The organism is Rhizobium subbaraonis, assembly GCF_900220975.1.
Classification (GTDB): domain Bacteria; phylum Pseudomonadota; class Alphaproteobacteria; order Rhizobiales; family Rhizobiaceae; genus Mycoplana; species Mycoplana subbaraonis.
Genome location: NZ_OBQD01000031.1, coordinates 1 through 21,490 on the forward strand (window position 1 = coordinate 1; position 21,490 = coordinate 21,490).

22 protein-coding genes and 1 pseudogene are annotated in these 21,490 nt (G+C 62.4%); 19 read left to right on the forward strand and 4 right to left on the reverse strand.

Annotated features, from left to right (window positions below; all coding sequences use genetic code 11):
- On the reverse strand, positions 1–191 hold a 191-nt coding region (locus CRO48_RS28205; protein WP_176526928.1), incomplete at its 3' end, for a recombinase family protein.
- 186 nt (positions 192–377) lie between these two features.
- Here CRO48_RS28205 and CRO48_RS28210 point away from each other — a divergent pair.
- Positions 378–551 (forward strand): annotated as a pseudogene (locus CRO48_RS28210) (TrbI/VirB10 family protein); the annotation flags it as partial.
- A 333-nt stretch (positions 552–884) separates the two neighbouring features.
- Here CRO48_RS28210 and CRO48_RS28215 read toward each other — a convergent pair.
- Entirely contained in the window at positions 885–2,477 is a 1,593-nt protein-coding gene (locus CRO48_RS28215; RefSeq protein WP_245423699.1) for a Fic family protein, read from the reverse strand.
- 202 nt (positions 2,478–2,679) lie between these two features.
- Between CRO48_RS28215 and CRO48_RS28220 the strand changes: the two genes are divergently transcribed.
- The 12 genes from CRO48_RS28220 to CRO48_RS28280 all read left to right on the forward strand — a co-directional run bounded on the left by CRO48_RS28220 (position 2,680) and on the right by CRO48_RS28280 (position 16,008).
- The gene (locus CRO48_RS28220) at positions 2,680–2,946 is read left to right on the forward strand and encodes a hypothetical protein (RefSeq protein ID WP_245337580.1); all 267 of its coding nucleotides are present in this window, start codon (positions 2,680–2,682) and stop codon (positions 2,944–2,946) included.
- Between the two features lie 284 nt (positions 2,947–3,230).
- Positions 3,231–3,413: a hypothetical protein gene (locus tag CRO48_RS28230; RefSeq protein WP_003501420.1), complete on the forward strand. Its 183-nt coding sequence runs from the start codon at positions 3,231–3,233 to the stop codon at positions 3,411–3,413.
- Between the two features lie 219 nt (positions 3,414–3,632).
- Positions 3,633–4,592, forward strand: coding sequence for a DUF3991 and toprim domain-containing protein (locus CRO48_RS28235; RefSeq protein WP_097143024.1), 960 nt, complete (start codon positions 3,633–3,635; stop codon positions 4,590–4,592).
- Positions 4,593–4,737: 145 nt separating this feature from the next.
- Entirely contained in the window at positions 4,738–5,340 is a 603-nt protein-coding gene (locus CRO48_RS28240; protein WP_064334936.1) for a DUF1419 domain-containing protein, read from the forward strand.
- Positions 5,341–5,351: 11 nt separating this feature from the next.
- Positions 5,352–5,750 (forward strand): DUF3085 domain-containing protein, encoded by a 399-nt coding sequence (locus tag CRO48_RS28245; protein ID WP_097143025.1) that lies wholly within the window; start codon positions 5,352–5,354, stop codon positions 5,748–5,750.
- Positions 5,751–5,855: 105 nt separating this feature from the next.
- Entirely contained in the window at positions 5,856–10,997 is a 5,142-nt protein-coding gene (locus CRO48_RS28250) for a DEAD/DEAH box helicase family protein (RefSeq protein ID WP_097143026.1), read from the forward strand.
- A 120-nt stretch (positions 10,998–11,117) separates the two neighbouring features.
- Positions 11,118–11,555, forward strand: coding sequence for a hypothetical protein (locus tag CRO48_RS28255; protein WP_097143027.1), 438 nt, complete (start codon positions 11,118–11,120; stop codon positions 11,553–11,555).
- 566 nt (positions 11,556–12,121) lie between these two features.
- A complete protein-coding gene (locus CRO48_RS28260; RefSeq protein ID WP_097143028.1) occupies positions 12,122–13,966 on the forward strand; it encodes a ParB/RepB/Spo0J family partition protein in 1,845 nt (614 codons plus the stop codon).
- A gap of 101 nt (positions 13,967–14,067) precedes the next feature.
- Positions 14,068–14,541 (forward strand): hypothetical protein, encoded by a 474-nt coding sequence (locus CRO48_RS28265; protein ID WP_064334941.1) that lies wholly within the window; start codon positions 14,068–14,070, stop codon positions 14,539–14,541.
- Positions 14,538–15,425: a DUF7007 domain-containing protein gene (locus CRO48_RS28270; protein ID WP_064334942.1), complete on the forward strand. Its 888-nt coding sequence runs from the start codon at positions 14,538–14,540 to the stop codon at positions 15,423–15,425. The genes CRO48_RS28265 and CRO48_RS28270 overlap by 4 nt, the downstream gene beginning before the upstream one ends.
- Positions 15,422–15,796 (forward strand): hypothetical protein, encoded by a 375-nt coding sequence (locus tag CRO48_RS28275; protein WP_097143029.1) that lies wholly within the window; start codon positions 15,422–15,424, stop codon positions 15,794–15,796. Before CRO48_RS28270 ends, CRO48_RS28275 begins: the two co-directional genes overlap by 4 nt.
- Positions 15,793–16,008, forward strand: a complete 216-nt coding sequence (locus CRO48_RS28280; RefSeq protein ID WP_084438770.1) for a hypothetical protein — start codon at positions 15,793–15,795, stop codon at positions 16,006–16,008. The genes CRO48_RS28275 and CRO48_RS28280 overlap by 4 nt, the downstream gene beginning before the upstream one ends.
- A gap of 9 nt (positions 16,009–16,017) precedes the next feature.
- Here the strand turns inward: CRO48_RS28280 and CRO48_RS28285 are convergent, their stop codons facing one another.
- Positions 16,018–16,323 carry an alkylphosphonate utilization protein gene (locus CRO48_RS28285; protein WP_064334944.1) on the reverse strand — a complete coding sequence of 102 codons (306 nt, stop codon included), beginning with the start codon at positions 16,321–16,323 and terminating at the stop codon, positions 16,018–16,020.
- A 529-nt stretch (positions 16,324–16,852) separates the two neighbouring features.
- Between CRO48_RS28285 and CRO48_RS28290 the strand changes: the two genes are divergently transcribed.
- The 6 genes from CRO48_RS28290 (at position 16,853) to CRO48_RS32520 (ending at position 21,073) form a co-directional block, all read left to right on the forward strand.
- Positions 16,853–17,440: a hypothetical protein gene (locus CRO48_RS28290; protein ID WP_097143030.1), complete on the forward strand. Its 588-nt coding sequence runs from the start codon at positions 16,853–16,855 to the stop codon at positions 17,438–17,440.
- Positions 17,441–17,759: 319 nt separating this feature from the next.
- Positions 17,760–18,686, forward strand: coding sequence for an ArdC family protein (locus CRO48_RS28295; RefSeq protein ID WP_097143031.1), 927 nt, complete (start codon positions 17,760–17,762; stop codon positions 18,684–18,686).
- A gap of 145 nt (positions 18,687–18,831) precedes the next feature.
- Positions 18,832–19,074: a type II toxin-antitoxin system VapB family antitoxin gene (locus CRO48_RS28300; protein ID WP_097143032.1), complete on the forward strand. Its 243-nt coding sequence runs from the start codon at positions 18,832–18,834 to the stop codon at positions 19,072–19,074.
- Entirely contained in the window at positions 19,074–19,478 is a 405-nt protein-coding gene (locus CRO48_RS28305) for a type II toxin-antitoxin system VapC family toxin (RefSeq protein WP_097143033.1), read from the forward strand. The genes CRO48_RS28300 and CRO48_RS28305 overlap by 1 nt, the downstream gene beginning before the upstream one ends.
- Before the next feature lie 803 nt (positions 19,479–20,281).
- The gene (locus CRO48_RS28315; protein WP_064334949.1) at positions 20,282–20,599 is read left to right on the forward strand and encodes a DUF736 domain-containing protein; all 318 of its coding nucleotides are present in this window, start codon (positions 20,282–20,284) and stop codon (positions 20,597–20,599) included.
- Between the two features lie 303 nt (positions 20,600–20,902).
- A complete protein-coding gene (locus CRO48_RS32520; protein WP_176526929.1) occupies positions 20,903–21,073 on the forward strand; it encodes a hypothetical protein in 171 nt (56 codons plus the stop codon).
- Between the two features lie 41 nt (positions 21,074–21,114).
- Here the strand turns inward: CRO48_RS32520 and CRO48_RS28320 are convergent, their stop codons facing one another.
- Positions 21,115–21,393 (reverse strand): HU family DNA-binding protein, encoded by a 279-nt coding sequence (locus tag CRO48_RS28320; RefSeq protein ID WP_097143035.1) that lies wholly within the window; start codon positions 21,391–21,393, stop codon positions 21,115–21,117.
- Positions 21,394–21,490: the final 97 nt, after the last annotated feature.

The following is a 21,490-nucleotide window of genomic DNA, read 5'->3' on the forward strand; positions in this document are numbered from 1 at the left end:
ACGACCAGGACATCGCCTTCGCGCAATTCGCCGAGGCATGCCTTCAGACCCGGCCGGTCATCACGCGCTCCGGAAGCGCGATCCTGATGGAGATGGCGCTCATCGACCCCGGCCGCGAGCAGGGCATCGCGCTGCAAGGCAACCGACTGGCGCTCGTCACTACTCGATACCCGCATGTAACCGATCAACATGTGCGACAAACCTCAAATCAGGTGTTGCCGCACAGCCTAACATTCCGACAGGGTTTGTCGCGCAAAAAATGGCCCTATTGCGTGGCCAGTTTGCCCCGCGATCACGGTGAGCGGAAATCATGTGTTTCCCGTCACCTGCAAAATGCCCTTAGCGTGTATTAATGTAGAAATGACCACAGAGCCCCGGATACGGCATCAGATGCGGCAAGGCGGAATTTCGCGGAGAGCTTCGGTCGCCTCGCGGAGCAAACAATCAGTCGCAATTTCAATGTCCAGCCAACACTGAAGATTCGGCCCGGCTACAGGTTCAACGTTCTTGTAGATCAGGACATCATATTCCCAGGGACATACCGAACCTAGACTTCGACGGTCGGCAAGCCGTGCGTGGTCCATGGCCGGAAGTGGAAGGACCGTTCCCTTATGCGAGTTCAGACATTCACGGCGACTATCAAAATGCGCCGCGCCTCGGCAAGCGGCTGGACGCTTTAGCCGACCCGCTCCACGGCCAGCGTCGCCGCTGAAAACGACCTGATTAGCGTCTTCACAAAACCGTTGGGTCGAGCAAAACGTCCCAAACGCTGCGCTCAAGGATCACCTATCGACAATCAGTAAATCAAGAGCCGAAGCGTTCGCTGATTTTAGGGGCGGGCGAACGGGTCGGTGGTTCGAATCCTGTCAAGGCGATCGATGATTTTAGAGTTCCTTACTCATCGACCAAGAGGTGCGCTCGGCGATGAATTCCGCGAACGGTTTGACGTTCATATGGACGCTCGCCTGTTCGAGGCCGGCCAAATAAGTTGACCGATCCTCAACCCTAACCACTGCCCATGGAAAACCACCCGAGGCGAACATGGCATTCATCAGGAAGCGCGCCATCCGTCCGTTGCCGTCAGGATAGGGATGAACATAGCCTATCAACCAATGGCCAAGGACTGCCCTAACCGCCGGCTCGCTTTCCTTCTCCAGTAGATCGAACAGGGTCTCCATTCCATCCGGAACTGCTTCGGAACGCGGTGGTACATGCCATGATCCGCGGAGATATACAGGGTGGTTTCGATAGCCCGCGAGGGCGCTGGGTTTCAGGATACCTGCGGCTACGGAGGGACCGAACAGTTCGCGGTACCAATCCCTATGTTGCTTACGGATAACGGCTCCAGCCGGTGCACCGCGGAGAATCTCCGCAACAGATTCCTTCACGCTCTGAAATGCCTGCCAATAACCGCGTGCTGCCAGGGCGTCCCGGTTTTGCCTATCCTGCTGATCCACATCCGGATCCCACGTACCAGCGCGCACGCGATCAATGAGTTCCGGAGTAACGCTGTACCCTTCGATCGAAAGTGAATGGTATGCGTCGTTCTTGTATATGTCCTCGACCGATTTCATGAAAGCGACGGTGTCCGAGGGAAGTCCGGGTGCAGCAGGAAAAACATCGAGGACCGCCTGACGCTGGCTTTCCCATATAGCATTGAGACGCGCCACAATGGGAGATCCACCGACAGCTAAGGTGGATACTCGCTGGTTTTGATCGAACGGGTCGGTCTCTCTAACGTCGTACATCGCGCCTTTCATCGTTTTCAAGATATCGTCGGCGAACTCGCCTTTTCCTATGCGCCGAAACGCCCCGGCCAGACGGCCTGCCACGGCCGAATGCCCTCCGTCGAGTAATCGACCGAGGACACCCGGCACATCGCGCATGGAGTTCAGCACGATCTGGGCTTCGATAGGTGATCTTTTGAAAAACGCTTCAGCAACTTTTACCAGGGCGGCGTCCGCAGTATAGAACCTCAATCCGTTTTTCTCGACAAGATCCTCGCGCGGTGGCATTTGCTTGGTCTTGAGATCGTAGATGGATGTGCCAAAAAGCAGTGATAAATTGTTGCCCATTGCCTTTGGGCTGTTGACAATCACCTGGGGCGGAATCGCAGTTGCTTCTGCGTGGAGTAGCATCGATTGTTCCGGTGACAGATGCCATTCCCGTCCAAAGCGGTCGTTGCAGTAGAGGGAGCAGAACTCCCAGAATGAAGCGTACCAAAGGGTTGTGTCGCCGTCTTGGGACTGGGGTCCCGTTGACATTTGCCATCCGCGGATGACTTCTTGGAGAAATCCGCTCCGTGTAAGGCGCTCTCGGTGTAGTCGGCTGAACTCGTCGGACTTGAATATTCGACGCCCGCCATCCTGCAATGTTTTGAGGGCTTGCAGGGCGTCAGCCAACTTTTCATTTGGTGTAGCCATTTTGGTTCTCACGACCTCGGTGTTCTTGCGCAAACTCACAATGCCGCGTCTCATAAGGCAATGCCTGCATCATTGCACGTTTTTGATGTCGTTTATATGCGCGTTTTGAACGTCGACTCAATACACGTTCAAGGTGATGATTTAATAAACGTTTTTGATGATGAGTCATAACACGTCTTTGGTGTCGTGACTCATCACAGCATTTCGTGTCGAGCTAAGCAGCCTGCATCAAGATGCAAAGGTGAGTTGGTGGTGATTGGATTCTTACGGCAGGATCGAACATCGGCGAGCTATCCGCCGCCGTTGGCGGGCAGATGCTAGGCGGCTTGCCGCAACGGACCCGGTTGGTGCCTATTACGAGGCGCAGCGAAGAGCCGCCCGCAGCCGAGCGCAAGGTAATGTCGGTGAATACTGGCATTGGGCCAAGGTTGCCAGCGAAGTCGCCCGCATCGAACCGCATGCCGAGATGGACTTCGAGGTCGTCAAGGCGATTGCCGATCAGGAAAGCGCCGGTCGCCGCTAAACACCTGCATGGCGCGTGATGGAAAGAACGCCGGGTCGTGGCTGTCGCTGCGGAACCGGTGAAAGATCTGTGCCGGAAAAACCGCCTGGCCCTCCGAAGCAAACCAACCCCGCTCTTTATGGATGGCGTCCTGGACCAGGTCCGGATCTCCGTCGATCAACCCGTTGAGGGTCGGCTAGCAAGCTGCCGCCGCTCGGCTTCGCCTTCGCGGTGATCGCGACCGTCCCCGGTCCTTCGAGGAGCCATCGAGCGGGATCGGCCCGCTCCGGACGGAGGTTTCTCACATGGCACAGGATCTTGCACTCGCTCAACGCCACGCATTCGCACTTGCCCGCACTCTGATGGTCCCGGTCACGCTCTTCAGGTCCGGAAACGAGTTTGGCGTTCTCCCGAGCGACGAACTCGATGACGGCGAGGTCGAGACCATCGCCGAATTCGATCCCTTCGAATACGGGCCGGCTCATTGAGCCGGCTTTCCCCTTTTTAGGTGCCGCTTGCGAGCGGCAGGCGGCAAGGGAAGCTTCGCCGCGGCTGGCACGGCCAGCTCGGCAAGGTGCAGATCTGCACCTTGCCGGCCGCGCCCTTGCCCCCTTTGCTCTTCGCGGGCCGCCGGAAAGGGGTCCCGCAAACTGCGGGGAGAAAGGAAACGGACAAGAAGGGCGGACGTGCGAGCGCCGACAGAAAGCATGGAGAAAAAAGAACTGGAAGACTTGCGGGACCGTGTTCTCTGCGGCGTCGTGTTGGAGCAGTCCGGCTTTGCGGTCGACGTGAAGGAGAGCACCCGCAAGGCGGTCAAATATCGGCGCGGTGCGGAAATCGTCATCGTCATCCATGACGGGCGGGGTTGGTTCGATCCCCTGTCCGACGCGAAAGGCGACGTCTTCAGTCTCGCCGCGCATCTCGAAGGAGTGTCCTTCGTCGAAGCGCTCGACCAGGTCGCCGCATTGGTCGATTTTGTCGCCAAAGAGCCGGTGTGGACCCGAAAAGCTCGAGATCCCGTTCCGGCCGCGACCATCCCCGAGCGGTGGGCAAAACGCCGCAAGCCTTGGCGAGGGTCGATGACGTGGCGCTATCTGCGTGCTGAACGCTGCCTGCCGGAGACCATCATCCGTGCCGCCCTCCAAAGCGATGTGCTGCGGGAAGGTCCCTACGGCAGCATGTGGGCCGCCCATGTTGATGCCGATGGCGGCGTCACCGGCTGGGAGGAGCGCGGCCCCGACTGGCGTGGCTTCTCGACAGGAGGGTCAAAGGTTCTGTTCCGGTTCGGCGCCCTCGACGCCTCACGCCTCTGCGTCACCGAGGCGGCGATCGACGCCATGAGCCTGGCCGCGTTCGAAGGAATGCGAGAGGGAAGCCTCTATCTCAGCACAGGCGGGGGATGGTCGCCGACGACAGAAGCCGCGGTTCGCGTGCTCGCCGCGCGCCCCGGCGCGCAGCTCGTCGCCGCCACGGATGCCAACAGTCAGGGCGAGGCCTTTGCCGGCCGCCTGCGCGACATCGCAGAAGATGCCGGCTGCGACTGGTTCCGCCTGACGCCGCCGGCTGAGGACTGGAACGACGCATTGCAGGAGAGAAAAGGAGAAGAAAAGGAAAGAAGGGTGGGTAGGGGAGGCCTGCCGCATGCCCGCCGGCCGCGTCAAGGGTGAAGCTTCGCCCGGCTGAAGCCGGCCCTTGACCCGACCGGACGGAGAGGCGGCCGCGGGGGAGGGGTCAGGAAGGGCTGAAGAGAAGATGGAGTCATCGCCAAGATGAGCCGCGCTTCAGCCCGACGAGGCTGAAAGGAGCCCGCTCATGAACCTCTCTCCCATCCGTAAAGTCTATCAGGGCATCGCCGATCGCCGCCAGATGTTCCGCATGTTCGACCGTCATGCGCAGCGCCCGAACCGATGGGAGTGCGACGACAGTGCGCTTTATCGCGGCGAATGGTTCGAGATCGGGGAGGCTTGCCACGATTACATGTTCGAGATCCTGCCGCCCCTCTGGATGCGGGGTGAGATGTTCGCGATGCGCGAATTCCTCACCGGCTCGATCACCAGCATCTTTTTCACGCTGTCGATCGACGGGCGAATCCGGCACTTCCACGGTTATTGCGACCTCGCCGACAAGGGCTCGCCCCAGCGCATGCGCACGGCGATCATCGAGCGTGAATCCCGTCCTGTCCGGGCGATGACGCGCGAGGAGCGTCTGGAGCACATCTGGAGCAGCACGGCTGACGACTATCGCGGCTATGCCGGCGAGCGTTGGCCAGAGGATGATCGTGGCAAGCGCACGGTGATGTTCTTCGCCAGACCAGGCGGCACCACGCTCAAGGTGCTGGAGGATCTGACCGACGCGGAGGTCGCGGCGAAGCTGCCGGTCCATCTGCGTTACCTGCCCGACGCGATCGCAGCGTGAGGGAGAGCGGCATGTTCACCTTCTCCCTCACCGACATCGGCGCTGTGCTCGCCCGCGGTCGGGCCGACGCGGCCGCAAACGGCGGATTTCGCCTTCCGTATCAGGGAATATCCCCTGAAGCCGAGGCCAGAGCCGGCCTGTGGCTGGTCGGTGACGAGAGCGTATATGTTCTCTCGAACGGGCAACTCGCCGAGGGACAGCGTCCGCTCGTCATCTATGCCGAGGAGTGCGATCCGAAGACCAATCCGGATTACTGGCATTACAAGCGACGATATTTCGGTGGCGATGACGGGGTCGAATTCATCGACGCCGTCGAACTCGAAAAGCTCGTCCCGGCTCAGCCCGACGCGACGCATCTGCAGATCGTGATGGACGACGCGTCCATATCCATCAGCCTGATCCGCCGCTGACGCGGCGTTTGCCGCACCCTTCCAACAACTTCGCGACCGCCCCGCCCAGAGGCTCATCTCCAGCGGAACGATGGCGCTCGCCACTTTTCCAAGGAGAGCATTTTCATGTCCAACGATCCATTTTCGCTTGATCCGTCTGGCACCCTCGACATGTTCGGGAATACAGCCCTGTCGTCCGGGCTCGGCCTTGGCGTCACGGCCTTCGGTGATTTTGCACCCGAGACGGCCCCCGAACCTGCGAATGACGACGATCCCGATCCGACGCCGCCGGCGCCCGCACCGGCGCTGCCGATCGCGCTGCCCCAGAGGTCAGCACCACGCCGGCAGGGCGACCGTGCAAACTTCTATTTCGATGTCGGCGAGGATCGCGGCCTTGCTGCGTCCTGGAAGGAACGCGCCAGATTGAACGTGGCGGCCATTTTGACCGCGAACGAGATCGAGCGGCACAACATTCCGGTCACGCGCGAGCATCAGAAGCGATTGATCCGCTTCACCGGCTTCGGCGCCTCCGAGCTGGCCAACGGCATGTTTCGCCGTCCGGGTGAAGTAGAGTTTCGGGACAGCTGGGACGATCTCGCCCGTTCGCTCGAAAGTGCCGTCTCGGAGAGCGACTATTCCAGCCTGTCGCGTTGCACGCAGTATGCGCATTTCACGCCGGAGCTCATCGTTCGCGCGATCTGGTCCGGATTGCTGCGCTTGGGCTGGCGCGGTGGTCGCGTGCTGGAACCGGGCATCGGCACGGGCCTGTTTCCGGCGCTGATGCCGAGGGTGTATCGCGACAACAGCTATGTCACCGGCGTCGAGCTCGATCCGCTCACGGCGCGCATCGTGCGGCTGCTTCAACCGAAAGCGCGGATTATCGAAGGGGATTTCGCGCGAACCGATCTCTCGCCGATCTACGATCTCGCCATCGGCAATCCACCGTTTTCCGATCGCACCGTGCGCTCCGACCGGCAATATCGCTCGCTTGGTCTCAGGCTGCATGATTATTTCATTGCCCGGTCGATCGACCTTTTGAAGCCCGGCGCCTTTGCGGCCTTCGTCACCAGTTCCGGCACGATGGACAAGGCCGACGCGACAGCCAGGGAGCATATCGCCAGGTCCGCCGACCTGATCGCGGCCATCCGCCTGCCCGAAGGCAGCTTCCGCCGGGACGCCGGTACGAACGTCGTGGTCGACATCCTGTTTTTCCGCAAGCGCAAGGTCGCCGAGCCGGAGGGCGACCTGTCGTGGCTCGATCTGGAGGAAGTACGTCCGGCGACAGAGGACGAAGGCGCTATCCGCGTCAATCGCTGGTTCGCCGAACATCCCGGCTTCGTGCTCGGCGCCCACGCGCTGACGTCAGGCCCCTTCGGCGAGACTTATACCTGCCGCGCTCGCGCCGGCGTCGAGCTCGAAACGGCACTGAAGGCCGTCATCTCTCTCCTTCCGGAAGACCTTTACGACGGCGAGCCGACCAAGATCGACATCGACCTGGAGGAGGAGCTCGGGGAGATCGTTGATCTTCGGCCCAGAAACGAGAAGGTTCGTGAAGGCAGCTTCTTCATCGACACCAGGCACGGCCTGATGCAGATGGTCGACGGTTCGCCGGTCCAGATCAAGGTGCGCAAGGGTCGCACTGGCGAAGGTCTGACGGAAAAGCACGTCCGCATCATCAGCAAGCTGATCCCGGTTAGGGATGCGGTGCGCGAGGTGCTGAAAGCGCAGGAGCAGGACCATCCCTGGAGGGATATGCAGGTCCGCCTGCGCATTGCCTGGTCGTCGTTCGTCCGCGACTTCGGTCCGATCAACCACACGACGGTTTCGATCTCGGAGGACGAGGAAACCGGCGAGGTCCGGGAAAGCCACCGCCGACCGAACCTTCAGCCCTTCCTCGACGATCCCGATTGCTGGCTGGTCGCTTCCATCGAGGACTACGACCTCGAAACGGATACGGCCAGACCGGGGCCGATCTTTTCCGAACGGGTGATCTCGCCGCCTGCCGCGCCGGTTATCACCAGCGCCGCTGATGCACTGGCGGTCGTGCTCAACGAGCGCGGCCGCGTCGATGTCGACCACATCGCCGAGCTGCTGCACCGCGATCCGGAGGTGGTGATCGCCGACCTCGGCGAGGCCATCTTCCGCGATCCGACCGACGGTTCGTGGCAAACGTCCGACGCCTACCTCTCCGGCCCGGTCCGCACCAAGCTTGCGGCCGCGGAGGCCGCCGCTGCGCTGGATCCTGCTTTCGAGCGTAATGTCGCGGCACTTCAGGAGGTTCAGCCGGCCGATCTGCGTCCGGCCGATATCACCGCACGCCTCGGTGCGCCGTGGATCCCGGCGTCCGATGTCGTCGCCTTCGTCAAGGAGATAATGGGGACAGACATCCGCATCCATCATATGCCGGAGCTTGGATCATGGACGGTCGAGGCCCGGCAGCTTGGTTACACTGCCGCAGGCACCTCCGAATGGGGCACCAGCCGCCGCCATGCCGGCGAACTTCTGGCAGATGCGCTGAACAGCCGCGTGCCGCAGATCTTCGACACCTTCAAGGACGCCGACGGCGAGCGCCGGGTGCTGAATGTCGTCGACACGGAAGCGGCCCGCGACAAGCTGCAGCGGATGAAGGAGGCGTTCCAGAATTGGGTCTGGTCAGACCCTGATCGCACCGACCGGTTGGCGCGGGTCTATAATGACCGCTTCAACAACATCGCGCCGCGCAAATTCGACGGCTCCCATCTGAATTTACCCGGCGCCTCTGGCGCCTTCGTTCTTTATGGGCATCAGAAACGCGGCATCTGGCGGATCATCTCCTCCGGCTCCACCTATCTCGCCCATGCCGTGGGTGCCGGCAAGACGATGACGATGGCAGCCGCCATCATGGAGCAGCGGAGGTTGGGCCTGATCGCCAAGGCGATGCTGGTCGTTCCCGGCCACTGCCTCGCACAGGCGGCACGCGAGTTCCTGGCGCTCTATCCCTCGGCGAACATCCTCGTCGCCGATGAGACCAACTTCACCAAAGACAAGCGTCAACGTTTCCTGTCGCGGGCTGCGACGGCTGTCTGGGATGCGATCATCATCACGCACTCCGCGTTCAGGTTCATCGGCGTGCCATCCGCCTTCGAACAACAGATGATCCACGACGAGCTGCAGCTCTACGAGGACCTGCTGACCAAAGTTGAAGACGAGGACCGGGTCTCCCGCAAGCGGCTCGAGCGGCTGAAAGAGGCCTTGCAGGAGCGGCTGGAATCTCTCTCCACCCGCAAGGACGATCTTCTGACCATCTCTGAAATCGGCGTCGACCAGATCGTCGTCGACGAGGCGCAGGAGTTCCGAAAACTCAGCTTCGCAACCAATATGTCGACGCTGAAGGGCATCGATCCAAACGGTTCGCAGAAGGCCTGGGACCTCTATGTGAAATCCCGTTACATCGAGACGAAGAATCCGGGCCGGCCGCTCGTGCTTGCCTCCGGCACCCCGATCACCAACACGCTCGGCGAGATGTTTTCGATCCAGCGCCTGCTCGGCTACGAGGCCTTGCGTGAGCGCGGGCTTCACGAGTTCGACGCCTGGGCGAGCAATTTCGGGGATGAACGCACCGAACTGGAGCTTCAGCCATCCGGCAAATACAAGCCGGTCAGCCGCTTCGCCAGTTTCGTCAACGTCCCCGAACTGATTGCTATGTTTCGGGCCTTCGCCGACGTGGTGATGCCGGAGGATCTTAAAGCGCACGTCAGGGTGCCGGAGATCGCGACGGGCAAGCGGCAAATCCTGACCGCCGCGCCAACGCCTGCCTTCAAAGCCTACCAGCAGATCCTCGAAACCCGCATCAAGGCGATCGAGATGCGCGAGGGGCCGGTGCAGCCCGGTGACGACATCCTGCTGTCCGTCATTACCGACGGCCGCCATGCCGCGATCGACCTCCGCCTGGTCATGCCGGCCATGGATGACGAGGCGGAGAACAAGCTCAATCTCCTCGTCCGCAATGCCTTCCGTATCTGGAAGGAAACTTCGGAGAACAGCTATCTGCGCCCGGACGGCAAAGCCTACGACCTGCCCGGCGCCGCGCAGATGATCTTTTCCGATCTTGGCACGATCAATGTCGAGAAGACCCGTGGCTTCTCGGCTTATCGATGGATCCGCGACGAATTGATCCGCATGGGCGTGCCGGCGACCGAAATCGCCTTCATGCAGGATTACAAGAAGACCGAGGCGAAGCAGCGCCTGTTCGGCGACGTCCGCGCCGGCAAGGTCCGCTTCCTGATCGGCAGTTCCGAAACGATGGGCACCGGCGTCAACGCCCAGCTTCGCCTGAAGGCCCTGCATCATCTCGATGTGCCGTGGTTGCCGTCGCAGATCGAGCAGCGGGAGGGCCGCATCGTGCGTCAGGGCAACCAGCACGACGAGGTCGATATCTATGCTTACGCCACGCAGGGAAGCCTCGACGCGACGATGTGGCAGCAGAACGAGCGCAAGGCCCGGTTCATCGCCGCGGCACTCTCTGGCGATACCTCCATCCGCCGGCTCGAAGATCTGAACGAAGGTCAGGCGAACCAGTTCGCCATGGCCAAGGCGATTGCCAGTGGTGACGAGCGCCTGATGCAGAAAGCGGGCCTGGAAGCCGATATTGCCCGACTTGAGCGCCTGCGCGCCGCCCATGACGACGACCTGTTCGCCGTGCGCCGGCAGCTTCGCGATGCCGAGCGTGAGATCGAGACGGCAAACCGCCGTATCGGCGAAATCGGCCAGGACATCGAACGGCTGGTTCCGACCTCCGGCGATGCCTTCACCATGACCGTGATGGGCAAGCCATACACGGAGCGGAAGGATGCCGGTCGGGCGTTGATGAAGGAGATCCTCACCCTCGTCCAGCTCGGACAAGAGGGCGAGGTTCACATCGCGTCGATCGGCGGCTTTGATATCACCTATGAAGGCGAGCGCTTCGGCCGGGGTGACAACTACCACTACCAGACCCTGCTTCAGCGCACCGGCGCGGATTATGAGATCGATCTGCCGGTGACCGTCACGCCGCTTGGGGCCATCTCCCGCCTCGAGCATGCACTCGGCGGGTTCGAAGAGGAGCAGGAACGTTATCGCCTGAGGTTGGATGAGTACCAGCGGCGGCTTTCCTCCTACCAGTCGCGTCAGGGTGGCACCTTCGCCTTTGCCGACGAACTGGCTGAGAAGCGCCAGAAGTTGCGTGAGGTCGAGGAGGCGCTGGCGAAGTCTGCGCGCGGTGATGCCGAGGCCGAGGAAATTGCCGCTTAGCACGTTTCTGACGTGGCTTCTGACCTTGCCCTGTCTCGCTCTCGAAGGATAAGGATGGGCAACGCAGGAGCGCCTCAACGGAGAGCGGAAATCTGCTGTCAAGGATGCCAGGATCAGTCAATGGCGTGGATAGAATATTCGAAACTCGGCTTCTGCGACGCACTACCCGAGGAAATTCGCGGGACGATCGAGATGATGGCGCCGCAATTCCTTGCCGAAGCCTGGCCCGTGCGGTTTGTCGCGCTGCTGTCGATGTTGGAGGAGATCACAGCTCAGGTGGAAGAGGCTGGTCGTCCGTTTGTCGTCAACAATTGGGTGATCATCGTCAGCGGCTTGCTGGAACATCTGCCACGCGATCTGTCGTCGCCTGAATGCCTGGCCCTGATGCGCCACAGCGCCCTCGAGTCATTCCGGCAAAGTGCTATGCGAGAGTCACCGTGCGTGGACCAGCACGATGAACTCTTGCGGAGCAAATATCCGCAGTGGTCGGTAGTCGAGGACTTCCTCCGGGAATATGAAACATGGGCTGCGAAACAATCGCTGATAAAACCCCACTAGCAGTGATACGGATACGCAGACAGGCAAGGTCAAGTGGTTCCGACGTCTTCCTGCACCTGAGCAATAAAGCCGATCCCGCCTGCCCGGTAATTCAGCCCGGCTTTGCGCCTTCAGTATGTGGTGGAGTGCAAGGACAGCACGGTCACAGCTAAGGATGTCCGCTCTTTATCGGCCACCATGCCCGGCATGGAGACGGATATCAACGACGAATCCGAGAGGGGATAAATCCCTACACCATGGGCCAGGCAGAACCTGCAGGCGCCTTCGATTGTCCGTGCTGCCTCGCGTTTCCCTCACCCGTCTGAAAAAGTAAGAGGAGGAAAGCAAGGAGAAAACCCTTTCGCAGACCGGTCGACCCGTCGCCGCTGGCGCTCAACCGCCCCCTCCTCATCCCTGCCGGTCGTTCTCGCAAGGCTTCGCCCCGCTCGCCCTGACCGGCAGGGCCGCTCGGGCGCAGTTGCGCCGGTCTGCCCGCCCTGCGGTCCGGGAGATGTCTTCGGAAAGAACTGAAGGCGGACAAGAGCCGGCGATGTGCCGGTTCCGAAACCCCGGAAGGAGCAAATCCCATGCAGATCCTCAAACTCGATCCCCGCGCGCTGAAGGACAATCCCGACGACGCGCGCCGTTCCAAATCGTCGCCGCAGGCCGACGCACTGCTTCTGGCGACGGTGAAGGCGGTCGGCATCATCCAGCCGCCCATCGTATCGCCGCAGACGGATGGTGGGAACGGCTATATCATCCAGGCTGGCCATCGCCGTGTCCGGCAGGCGATCGTCGCCGGCCTCGAGGAAATCGAGGTGATCGTCCGCGAGGCGGCCAACGATAACGGTGCCATGCGTTCGATGGTCGAGAACATCGCGAGAGAACCTCTCAACGGGGTGGACCAGTGGCGCGGCATAGAACGGCTCGTTGCGCTGGGCTGGACGGAGGAAGGGATCGGCGTTGCGCTCGCCCTGCCGGTTCGCCAGATCAGGAAACTCAGGCTACTCGCCAATGTGCTGCCGGCCATGCTCGACCATATGGCGCTCGGTGACATGCCGAACGAGCAGCAGCTCCGCACCATCGCCGCAGCCTCGCTCGACGAACAGAAAGAGGTGTGGAAGGCGCACAAGCCGAAGAAGAACGAGCGGGCGGACTGGTACAATATCTCCCGGGCGCTCTCGAAGACGCGCATGTATGCGAAGGATGCGAGCTTCGGTGACGATCTCGCCGCCGCCTACGGCATCGAGTGGGTAGAGGACCTGTTTTCGCCGGCTGACGAAGACACGCGCTATACCACCAATGTCGAGGCTTTCCTTGGCGCCCAGCAGGAATGGATGACCAACAACCTTCCGAAGAAGGGCTCGATCGTCGAGGTCAACAACTGGGGTCAACCGGAACTGCCGAAGAAGGCCGAACGCGTTTACGGCAAGCCTTCGAAGTCCGACCATGTGGCCATGTATCTCGACCGCGACGGCAAGGTGCAGTCAGTTGCTTTCCGCATGCCGGAGGACAGGCAAGCGAAGGGCAAGTCCGGCGTCTCCGCGACAGGCGGGCAGGGCGATGTCCATGACGGCAGGATCATCGACACGCCGAAGCCGCGTCCCGACGTCACGCAGAAGGGCCATGACATGATCGGTGCTTTCCGCACCGACGCCCTGCACGAGGCGCTCGGCCGCGCGCCGATCGAGGACGACATGCTCATGGCCTTGCTCGTTCTCGCTTTTGCCGGCCAGAATGTCCGCGTCGACTCTGGCTCCAACGACGCCGTGTTCGGACCGAAGCGTTTCCGGCGCCATGCCGCACGTCTGTTTTCCCAGGACGGAAAGCTCGCCTTCGATACGGAGACGGTGCGCGTCGCCGCCCGCTCCATGTTGATCGACGTCCTGTCGTGCAGGCGCGGCATGTCGAACAGCGGTGTCGTTTCCCGCATCGCCGGTGAAGCCATCGGCGCCGACGGGTATCTCACGAACATGGGCTCGGAAGATTTCCTGTTGTGCCTGTCGCGGCAGGCACTGGAAGCGGCGGCGAAGGAGGCCAATGTGCTCCCCCGCCAGAAGGTGCGGGAAACCCGTGCGGCCCTGGTCGACCACTTCAAGGAAGGTCATTTCGTTCATTCGTTGGCGCTTTTCGCGCCCGATCCGAATGATGTCGCCGATCTGATCAAGCATGCCGACACCCTCGACGACGAGGAAGCCCAGGTTGACGCCGCAGAGGATGGCCTCGACGCGCCCGTTGAGGGCGCCGCGGTCGATACGGAGACGGGTGGAGATACTGGTGAAGGCGCTCCGGGCGGTGGCCGCCCCGCCGCTGAAGGTGACGGTCTCGGTCCGTTCGAAGGCGGGGACGATCTGCCCGACACCTTCGACGATGCTCCGGCGACAACCGATCCCGACGATGAGCAGGCCGCCTATCGCGTCGCGGCGGAATAGCCGCACGCCCCACTTTCCTTCCGAATGATGTTCCGCCGCCGGTGATCTCCATCGGCGGCGGTTTCGTTTTCGCAACCCCTCGAAACTCAGGGAGAACTTGCATGTCAGCGCATATCGCATTTATGGCACCCATCGGCTCCTTCATCGCCTGGTCGGATGGCACGCCGCAGCCACCCGAACGCCATCGCAGGAAGCTGTCTGCATGGCAGAGCAATAACAGCAGCGGCCGGTTGATCCGCAAGCAGGACGAACGAGCCGCCGGCAACATCATCCTGCCAGCTAATTTTACGCTTCATGAGGCCGACCACGGCGCTGGTGGCGTCATCGCCATCCGCGTCCACCGCAGCTTTTCGCTGGAAACAAGTCTGACGTTCACGATCGTCGAACGGCCTGCCATCGGCAGTTGCCGGGTCTTCGACCGCGCCGGCGACAATGCCGAGCTCGTCCATCTCGCAGCGAACCGCCAAGTCGCAGAGGAATGGCTGTCCCGACATGGTTATCCTCATGCCGTGCTGGAGGTCGTCACTGCGGATGAGGTCGCAGCCGCCGTCGTGGAAGGGAGGGCGGCAGCATGAACACCAGCCCTGTCATGACCGAAGCCAATGATACCTCCCGATATCCGGAGGTCTCTTTTGGGCGATCCGCCGACGGGTTTCCGGTCGCCCGCTTGCACGACACGGCGTTCGCGATGTTGCCTAGCCGTGAAGGCCGGCACTATCTTGCCACTGGCTGGAAGATCGCCCGGCCGTTCGCCGAGTGGCGGCGATCCGACTTCTACGGTCATTCCGGCGAACTCGCCGACGAGGCGGCGTTTCGTGCACGCGTAATCGAGAACGCCGAACATCAACGCGAACGGCAGGCACTTGGCCGCTGCGAGATCTTCACCCGTGTCCATACGCCCTGGGGAATGTCGCAGCGCACGATCGTCTATGCGGAGGGCGTCGAGTGCCATTCCACCGCCGGGCACGGCGGCTTCAAGCTCTCGGCTGAGCGCAACCGAAAGGTTCACCCGCTGCTGCGGTCGAAAGACGGCTTCTATGAGGAGGACTCCGCTTGGGCGATCGTCGCGATCACCTTCCCCTTCCTGTTCACCGCGTTCGAACGCCGCTGCGCGGAACGGTCGATCAAGGATTGGTGGCCCGACGCCTGGGAAACCATCTTCGGCACGACCCTGGCGCCCGGTGAATCTCATGTGAAGGACCGTCGCGCTTTCGAGGCGGCCCATGCCGGTGACTGGATCGTCATCTCCGCCCTTCGCTCTGATCATCATCCCGGCATGACCGAAGTGATCGCCACGCGCGGCGGGAAGCGGGAGCACAATACCGGGGAACGACGTTTTCTCGTGCCGTCTGCCGAATACGAACCGGGCCGTTTCGGTTTCGTCATCGATGTCGATCGTCATCGGTCCTATGACGGGCCGTCGAGCTTTGTCGTCTGGCAGGGGAGGGAGACATCATGACCCGGTCCCCGGAACGTCAGGCGTTGCTTTTCCGGATGGAAGAGGCCCGCCGCCAGACTCAACGCCAGCTCGACATGATCGACCGGCAGATTACCGCCAAGATGACGGCTCTCGTCCCGTCGCTCGGGCGGCGCCGAAGCGGATACCGGCGGGGTAAACCGCCCGCGCCGGAAGCCTTCCTCGCCCGCTATCGCTCCAGTCTGGCGGCGATCACCGCGGAACGGCAGCCGGAGATCGATGCTCTTGCCCGCAAGCTCACGCGCCAGGAGGCGGCCATCGCCGCTTTCCAGGCGCGACCGGAATTCAATGCTTCCGCCCGGGGCCCGGAACGAGAATGTCGTCACCACCGTCGTGAGAGGAGCGCGCCATGAGGCGCGTTGACGCCGAGCCGCTTCCACCTCTGACCGAGGAAGAGGTGAATGCCCTTCAGGATTATGCCGCCAGACACGGCCGCTCGTGGAAGCGCATCCTGAACCACGCCTGGATGGGCGAAGCGCCCCATGACGATGTCGGGATATTGCGCCGACTTCGCAACACGCACGGCCCCACCTGGCTTGATCGTTACCGCTTGCCCAAACGGTAGCGCACCCCGTCAACGCTTGCGCACGAATTCCGTGCGCAGGACCAGCCCCTTGATCGCGTCGTGGCGGCAATCGATCTCTTCCGGATTATCGGTGAGCCGGATCGACCTGATGACGGTGCCCTGCTTCAGCGTCTGGCCGGCGCCCTTGACCTTCAGGTCCTTGATCAGCACGACGGAGTCGCCGTCGGCGAGAACATTGCCGGAGGCATCGCGGACTTCGGCTGCCTTCGCCTTCTCCGCGGCAAGTTCGGAGGCCGGCCGCCATTCCCCGGTTGCTTCGTCATAGACGTAATCGTCGTTGCTCTGGTCGCTCATCTGTTGTGCCCCTTCCGTAGGAGACCTTGCAACGGCCCCGCATGTCAGGAGCGCATCTATCGCGGAAAGCCGCCGAGAGCAAACCGCCGCCGCTTTCCCATCGAGAGCGCCTCGCAGACCAGCGGACATCAGGAGGGCGGCAAAGCACTCCGAACCTGGTGATCGAAGCTCTTCCGGCAGATGGGAACTGGTTTGGCGCGCGCCTTGCCTGATTTCCTCTTCGGCTCTGGCATCCGATGTCTATCCCTTTGCCGATCTGCCCTTCGCTTTCGTTGCGGTCTGAACCGGCTGCCGGTCGTTTCAAGGCCGCTGTCGCGCCGCGGGGCGGCCGGTCATGCCGCTTGTCGCAGAGCAGGAACGCGGGCCTCGCAGGTCTCAAAGACCCGCTTGCCCGCGCACCGGCTCCGCTCGATCTGGCCTGACCGGACCCTGAAACGCCCGGCTTGCGCCGGCTCCTCTTGACCGCACCGAAGGGCAGAACGGCCAAGGGGCCGGAACCGCTTCGGGAAAACCGAAAAAGGAAACCATCATGGCAAAGCCCGCAACCCAGTCCCGCCAATCCGCCCGCGTCCTCCAGCTCCGCAAGGGCGCCACCATCGAAATGGTCCGCCTGACATGCCCCGATGAAACGCAGGCGCTCCGGATCGCCGAGAGCTTCGGGACCGCCATTCTCGACAGCGACGGCATCCGCGACATGCATGAGCGCCTGATCGTCGAGACCGCCACGGGCCTTTCCGAGGGCTTAAGCGAACGGGCGATGCAGATCCATCTGCAGCGCATCGTCGGCGCTTATGTCGGATCCGCTCATGGCGCCGGCCAGTTCTACTCGCGCGCCGTCACTGAGGCGCGTGACGCCACCGCCAAGGGGGCCGCCGAAGCGCGCGACGAGGATCTCGACGGTCCTGTCGGCTATGACAGTGCCGCCCAGCGCAAGCGCGAGTTCGCGGCCGACATGGGCGTTCAGGCGCACGCGCTCCGGATGGCCGCCGAAGGTGCCGTCGCCGCCTACGAACAAATCGTCGGCGAGGCATGGAAGCCCTTCGACCGGCCTGTCGACAATCCGGGCCAGTCCCTCGACCGCAAAGCGGCCGCGGCGCAGATGTCGGCCTTCGATTGAGGCCGACCTGGCGGGGCTTCGGCTCCGCCTTCATCGTATCCAGGAAGAAGCCGTCTCCTCGCGGGGCGGCTTTCCGTGTTTCTACGTCGCGGCGAAGTCGCATCAGGAGAGGTGAGAGAGAAAGAAATCGGGGCAAGAGAAAGCCGCCATCGCGGCCCGTCCCTTCTGTCGGTCCTGCAGGAGCCGACGACAGGCGCAACGGCTACGCCGTCCTTCTCTTCGTTCCGGCCGTTCCGGTGCGCATGCCGCCTGACTGCTCCTGCCATCGGCCCTCCGCGACGGGCCGCGATGGGCGCGGCCGCACACGGAGGTCAGAAGAATGAGCAGGAAATCAGAAAGCGCGAGGATTGACATCTATGCACGGATCACGGAGCGGATCATCGCTGATCTGGAGAAGGGGGTGCGCCCGTGGGTGCAGCCGTGGAGTGCCGGCAACATGTCGGGCCGGATCACCCGGCCGCTGCGCCACAACGGACAGCCATATACGGGGCTGAATGTCCTCCTGCTCTGGTCCGAGAGTATCGCCAGCGGGTTCATGTCGGCGACTTGGATGACGCTGCGCCAGGCGAACGAACTCGGCGCCCATGTGCGCAAGGGCGAAAGCGGCGCAACCGTGGTCTATGCCAGCCGCTTCACGAAGACAGAAAAGGATGCCGGCGGCGGTGAAGTCGAGCGCGACATTCCGTTCCTCAAGGCGTACACGGTGTTCAATTGCGATCAAATCGAGGAGCTTCCGGGTCACTACTATCGCCGCTCTGAACCCGTCGGAGAGCCGCTCGAGCGCATTGAGCACGCAGATCGTTTCTTCGCCAATACCGGCGCGGTGATCCGGCATGGTGGGTCACAGGCCTTCTATCAGCCATCCAGCGATAGCATTCAGATGCCGGGTTTCGAGACGTTCCGGGATGCCGAGAGTTACTACGCCGTCCTCGGACACGAGGTCACCCACTGGGTCGGCGCAAGCCATAGGCTGAACAGAGATCTCAGCCGCTACCATAAGGATCGCACGGATCGCGCGCGCGAAGAGCTTTGTGCCGACATAGGGGCATGTTTCCTCTGCGCCGATCTCGGGATCGTCCCGGAACTGGAGCCGCGGCCGGATCACGCGAGCTATGTGGCCTCGTGGTTGAAGCTGCTCGACGGTGACCGCCGGGCAATCTTCCAGGCGGCCGCACATGCGCAACGCGCTGTCGCCTATCTTCATGACCTCCAGCCGAATGCGGAGACCGGGCGGCAGGCCGCCTGATGCTTTCCGCCTCGGAGATCGACGGGGAGGGCGAGACGCCTTCCCCGTCGGCCGCGCGACCTTCGTGTCACCCGTTGGAGAAACCTTGCAGATATGGGCGAGGCGATCTACATTACTTCCTGAATTTATCTACATGGAGTGACCCATGCCGATCAACGTCAACAATCCTGAAGCGGACGCGCTCACGCGCAAGTTCGCGCATATGGCTGGCGTCAGCATTACCGACGCCATCGTGATTGCCATGAAAGAGGCGATCGAACGCCGCCGTCACCAGGAGACGCCGCTGCAAACCGCTGCCCGCCTCCGCGAACAACATGGCATCAAACTCGATGAGGCTCAGAGACAGCCGCTTCCGCGCGAAGCCTATGACGAATTGTGGGAAAGCTGATGTTCGTCGATGCCTGCGCCATCATCGCGCTGCTCTCCGACGAGCCGGAAGCGGAGCGTGTCTCCAATGCGATCGCGTCCGCGAATGCCGCCTTCACATCCCCCGTTGCCGTGCTTCAGGCGGTGCTCGGCCTTGCCCGCCCCGACAAGTTCGGCCTCGCCGTGGCGGAGGTGGAACCGATCGTCATCGAGTTCCTCGATGAGCGCGGGATCGAAATCCGCGATCTTCCGCCTGCGGACGCGACGACCCGGATCGCGCTTTCCGCCGCGCATCGTTATCGCGCAGGCCGCCGGGGCCTCAATCTCGGCGACTGCCTGCATTACGCATGCGCCAAATATTACAACGTGCCCATTCTGGCGACGGCAGATGAGTTCAGACAGACAGACATCGAAACCGTGCCCTGATGCGGCCAGCCAGGGCGGCTGGTTCCGGGCGAAGGTGCAGGAGGCCCTGGAAGATTCCCGGCCAGACACTCCCGACGAGAGGGCCGAAGCTCATTTCGCCGAGCGACGTCTAACGGCGCGTGCAGTGTCGGCGATCATCACGTGTAGGCCCCTCTGATCGAGCGGGCGCAGTCGGCAGGCACGCGGAACGAGCCCCGCCGCGCGACGGCGGATCAGGTGTGGTCGATATAGGCACGCCGCGAGCCTGTTGGTTTCGAAGCGCTCCCATCCTTTCTTCTCGACCGGCCTCCAGGGAGGTGCGGTGAGACCTCGGTCGCCGGCTTGTCCGAGAATACGCGGCCGATGCAAGAGCCGCCATGCGATCGGTGCCGGTCAGCGCGTTCGCCGGTGAGATGACGCGGATGGGGCGTCGGTGAGGGATCGACTGACACGGCGGGCTGTGCAGACGGGAGCCATCGTGAGAGAGCGGTGCCATCACCGCGGTCGCCGTCGGGGATCGCCGATGAACTCCGGGCCTTAAGCCGGGTTCCTTCCCGATTGAAGCGGGGCGCACCCGCGCAGACCTCGATGAATCTGGTGTGACCGAAGGACGACTTCGTCTCGATCGCCATCCCGCAACGGCCATCCGCAACTTTCTTCCCCTGCGAACTGCGTTCGCATTCCTCGCGGTCCAAGAAAGCCGCTCCCGGCCGCCCTCCACTTCGTTTCGGCCCAGAGGGTGCAGTGTCGATCGCCCCCGGTCCTTACACCGCCATCGAGGCCGCGACAGGTGCGGCCCGAACAAACCGAAAAGGATCACGACAATGGCAGTCATCGGCGAATTCACCACCAACGGCAACAACTCGATCATCGGCAACGTCCGCACGCTCACGGTCAGCATGAAGGCCCGCCTGAACCCCATCGAGCGCGTCTCGCGCGACGCCCCGGACTTCCGCATCACCGCCGGCAACGGCGTCGAGGTCGGCGCGGGCTGGAAGGCGGTCTCCAACGACGGCGAGGAATACATCTCGGTCAAGCTGGACGACCCGAGCTTCAACGCCCCGATCACCGCGGCCCTTTGGCCGAGCGAGAAGGAAGGGGAATACGCCCTCATCTGGAACCGCCCGAAGCGGGAGGCCTGATCCCCACCCCGAGGGGCTCCGCCAAATGGCGGGGCTCTTCTCCTTGCGCAAGAGGAAGCCGGTCGCGGGCGTCGAGCCCGCTTCCGGCTTTTCGGGTGTGATACGGAGAGGTGGGGGTCTGCTCAGAGCGCCCGAGGATGCCATGGCGGACCGAAGGCGTCCAGCACGAGCGGTACCCCCAAAATGCTGGCGCATTTCGGCTCCCCCACTCGCCGGCTCCGCCGGTCGCGTTCCGCGCTCCTGGACTCCTCCGCTCCGCCATGACGCGCGGCGTCGTCTTTCACAAACGTCAAGGAGACGACGATGACGATTTCTCTCGAAATGCAAATCGAGGAATTGAAAGCTGAACTCAGGGCCGTTCTGGACGCGAGCGAGCGCCGCCAGATTGCCGCGGAGCTGGAGATGGCGCTGGCCGAGCTTGCCGTCATCGAGCCCGAGCAGGACGGCCGCATCGGCGGGGAGCCTCCTTTCTAGGAGACTTCCATAGTGCTGCCGATCTCAGCAGCCCACTCGTCTCAGCCGTTTAGTGCGTCCTTGACCGCCTTGCCCGGCGTGAACGTCAGCTTCTTCGAAGCAGCGATTTTGATCGTTGCACCGGTTGCGGGATTGCGGCCATCGCGCTCCGGGGTCTCCTTGACCTTGAACTTGCCGAAGGAGGGAATCGATGTTTCCGCGCCAGCCTTTGCGGCCTCGGCGATCTGGCCGAAGACGCTTTCGACGATTGCCTTGGCCTGTGCCTTGGTCAGGTTCTGCTCAGCGGCAATCTTGTCGGCGATTTCGTTGGTGGTGGTCATGAAGGCCAGTCTCCTCTGCTTGTGGATGTCCTTCAGCTATGACGATGAAGGTGTGGCGCCGATAGAGGTCCGAATGCTGGAAGTGTTGCCAGATGCG

Coding starts and splice junctions, on each gene's coding strand:
- CRO48_RS28305 (WP_097143033.1), top strand. CDS start 19,074: ATGTTCGTCGATGCCTGCGCCATCATCGCGCTGCTCTCCGACGAGCCG.
- CRO48_RS28215 (WP_245423699.1), bottom strand. CDS start 2,477: ATGAGACGCGGCATTGTGAGTTTGCGCAAGAACACCGAGGTCGTGAGA.
- CRO48_RS32520 (WP_176526929.1), top strand. CDS start 20,903: ATGACGATTTCTCTCGAAATGCAAATCGAGGAATTGAAAGCTGAACTC.
- CRO48_RS28235 (WP_097143024.1), top strand. CDS start 3,633: ATGGAGAAAAAAGAACTGGAAGACTTGCGGGACCGTGTTCTCTGCGGC.
- CRO48_RS28265 (WP_064334941.1), top strand. CDS start 14,068: ATGTCAGCGCATATCGCATTTATGGCACCCATCGGCTCCTTCATCGCC.
- CRO48_RS28270 (WP_064334942.1), top strand. CDS start 14,538: ATGAACACCAGCCCTGTCATGACCGAAGCCAATGATACCTCCCGATAT.
- CRO48_RS28290 (WP_097143030.1), top strand. CDS start 16,853: ATGGCAAAGCCCGCAACCCAGTCCCGCCAATCCGCCCGCGTCCTCCAG.
- CRO48_RS28275 (WP_097143029.1), top strand. CDS start 15,422: ATGACCCGGTCCCCGGAACGTCAGGCGTTGCTTTTCCGGATGGAAGAG.
- CRO48_RS28230 (WP_003501420.1), top strand. CDS start 3,231: ATGGCACAGGATCTTGCACTCGCTCAACGCCACGCATTCGCACTTGCC.
- CRO48_RS28245 (WP_097143025.1), top strand. CDS start 5,352: ATGTTCACCTTCTCCCTCACCGACATCGGCGCTGTGCTCGCCCGCGGT.
- CRO48_RS28285 (WP_064334944.1), bottom strand. CDS start 16,323: ATGAGCGACCAGAGCAACGACGATTACGTCTATGACGAAGCAACCGGG.
- CRO48_RS28255 (WP_097143027.1), top strand. CDS start 11,118: ATGGCGTGGATAGAATATTCGAAACTCGGCTTCTGCGACGCACTACCC.
- CRO48_RS28300 (WP_097143032.1), top strand. CDS start 18,832: ATGCCGATCAACGTCAACAATCCTGAAGCGGACGCGCTCACGCGCAAG.
- CRO48_RS28315 (WP_064334949.1), top strand. CDS start 20,282: ATGGCAGTCATCGGCGAATTCACCACCAACGGCAACAACTCGATCATC.
- CRO48_RS28240 (WP_064334936.1), top strand. CDS start 4,738: ATGAACCTCTCTCCCATCCGTAAAGTCTATCAGGGCATCGCCGATCGC.
- CRO48_RS28250 (WP_097143026.1), top strand. CDS start 5,856: ATGTCCAACGATCCATTTTCGCTTGATCCGTCTGGCACCCTCGACATG.
- CRO48_RS28280 (WP_084438770.1), top strand. CDS start 15,793: ATGAGGCGCGTTGACGCCGAGCCGCTTCCACCTCTGACCGAGGAAGAG.
- CRO48_RS28295 (WP_097143031.1), top strand. CDS start 17,760: ATGAGCAGGAAATCAGAAAGCGCGAGGATTGACATCTATGCACGGATC.
- CRO48_RS28260 (WP_097143028.1), top strand. CDS start 12,122: ATGCAGATCCTCAAACTCGATCCCCGCGCGCTGAAGGACAATCCCGAC.
- CRO48_RS28320 (WP_097143035.1), bottom strand. CDS start 21,393: ATGACCACCACCAACGAAATCGCCGACAAGATTGCCGCTGAGCAGAAC.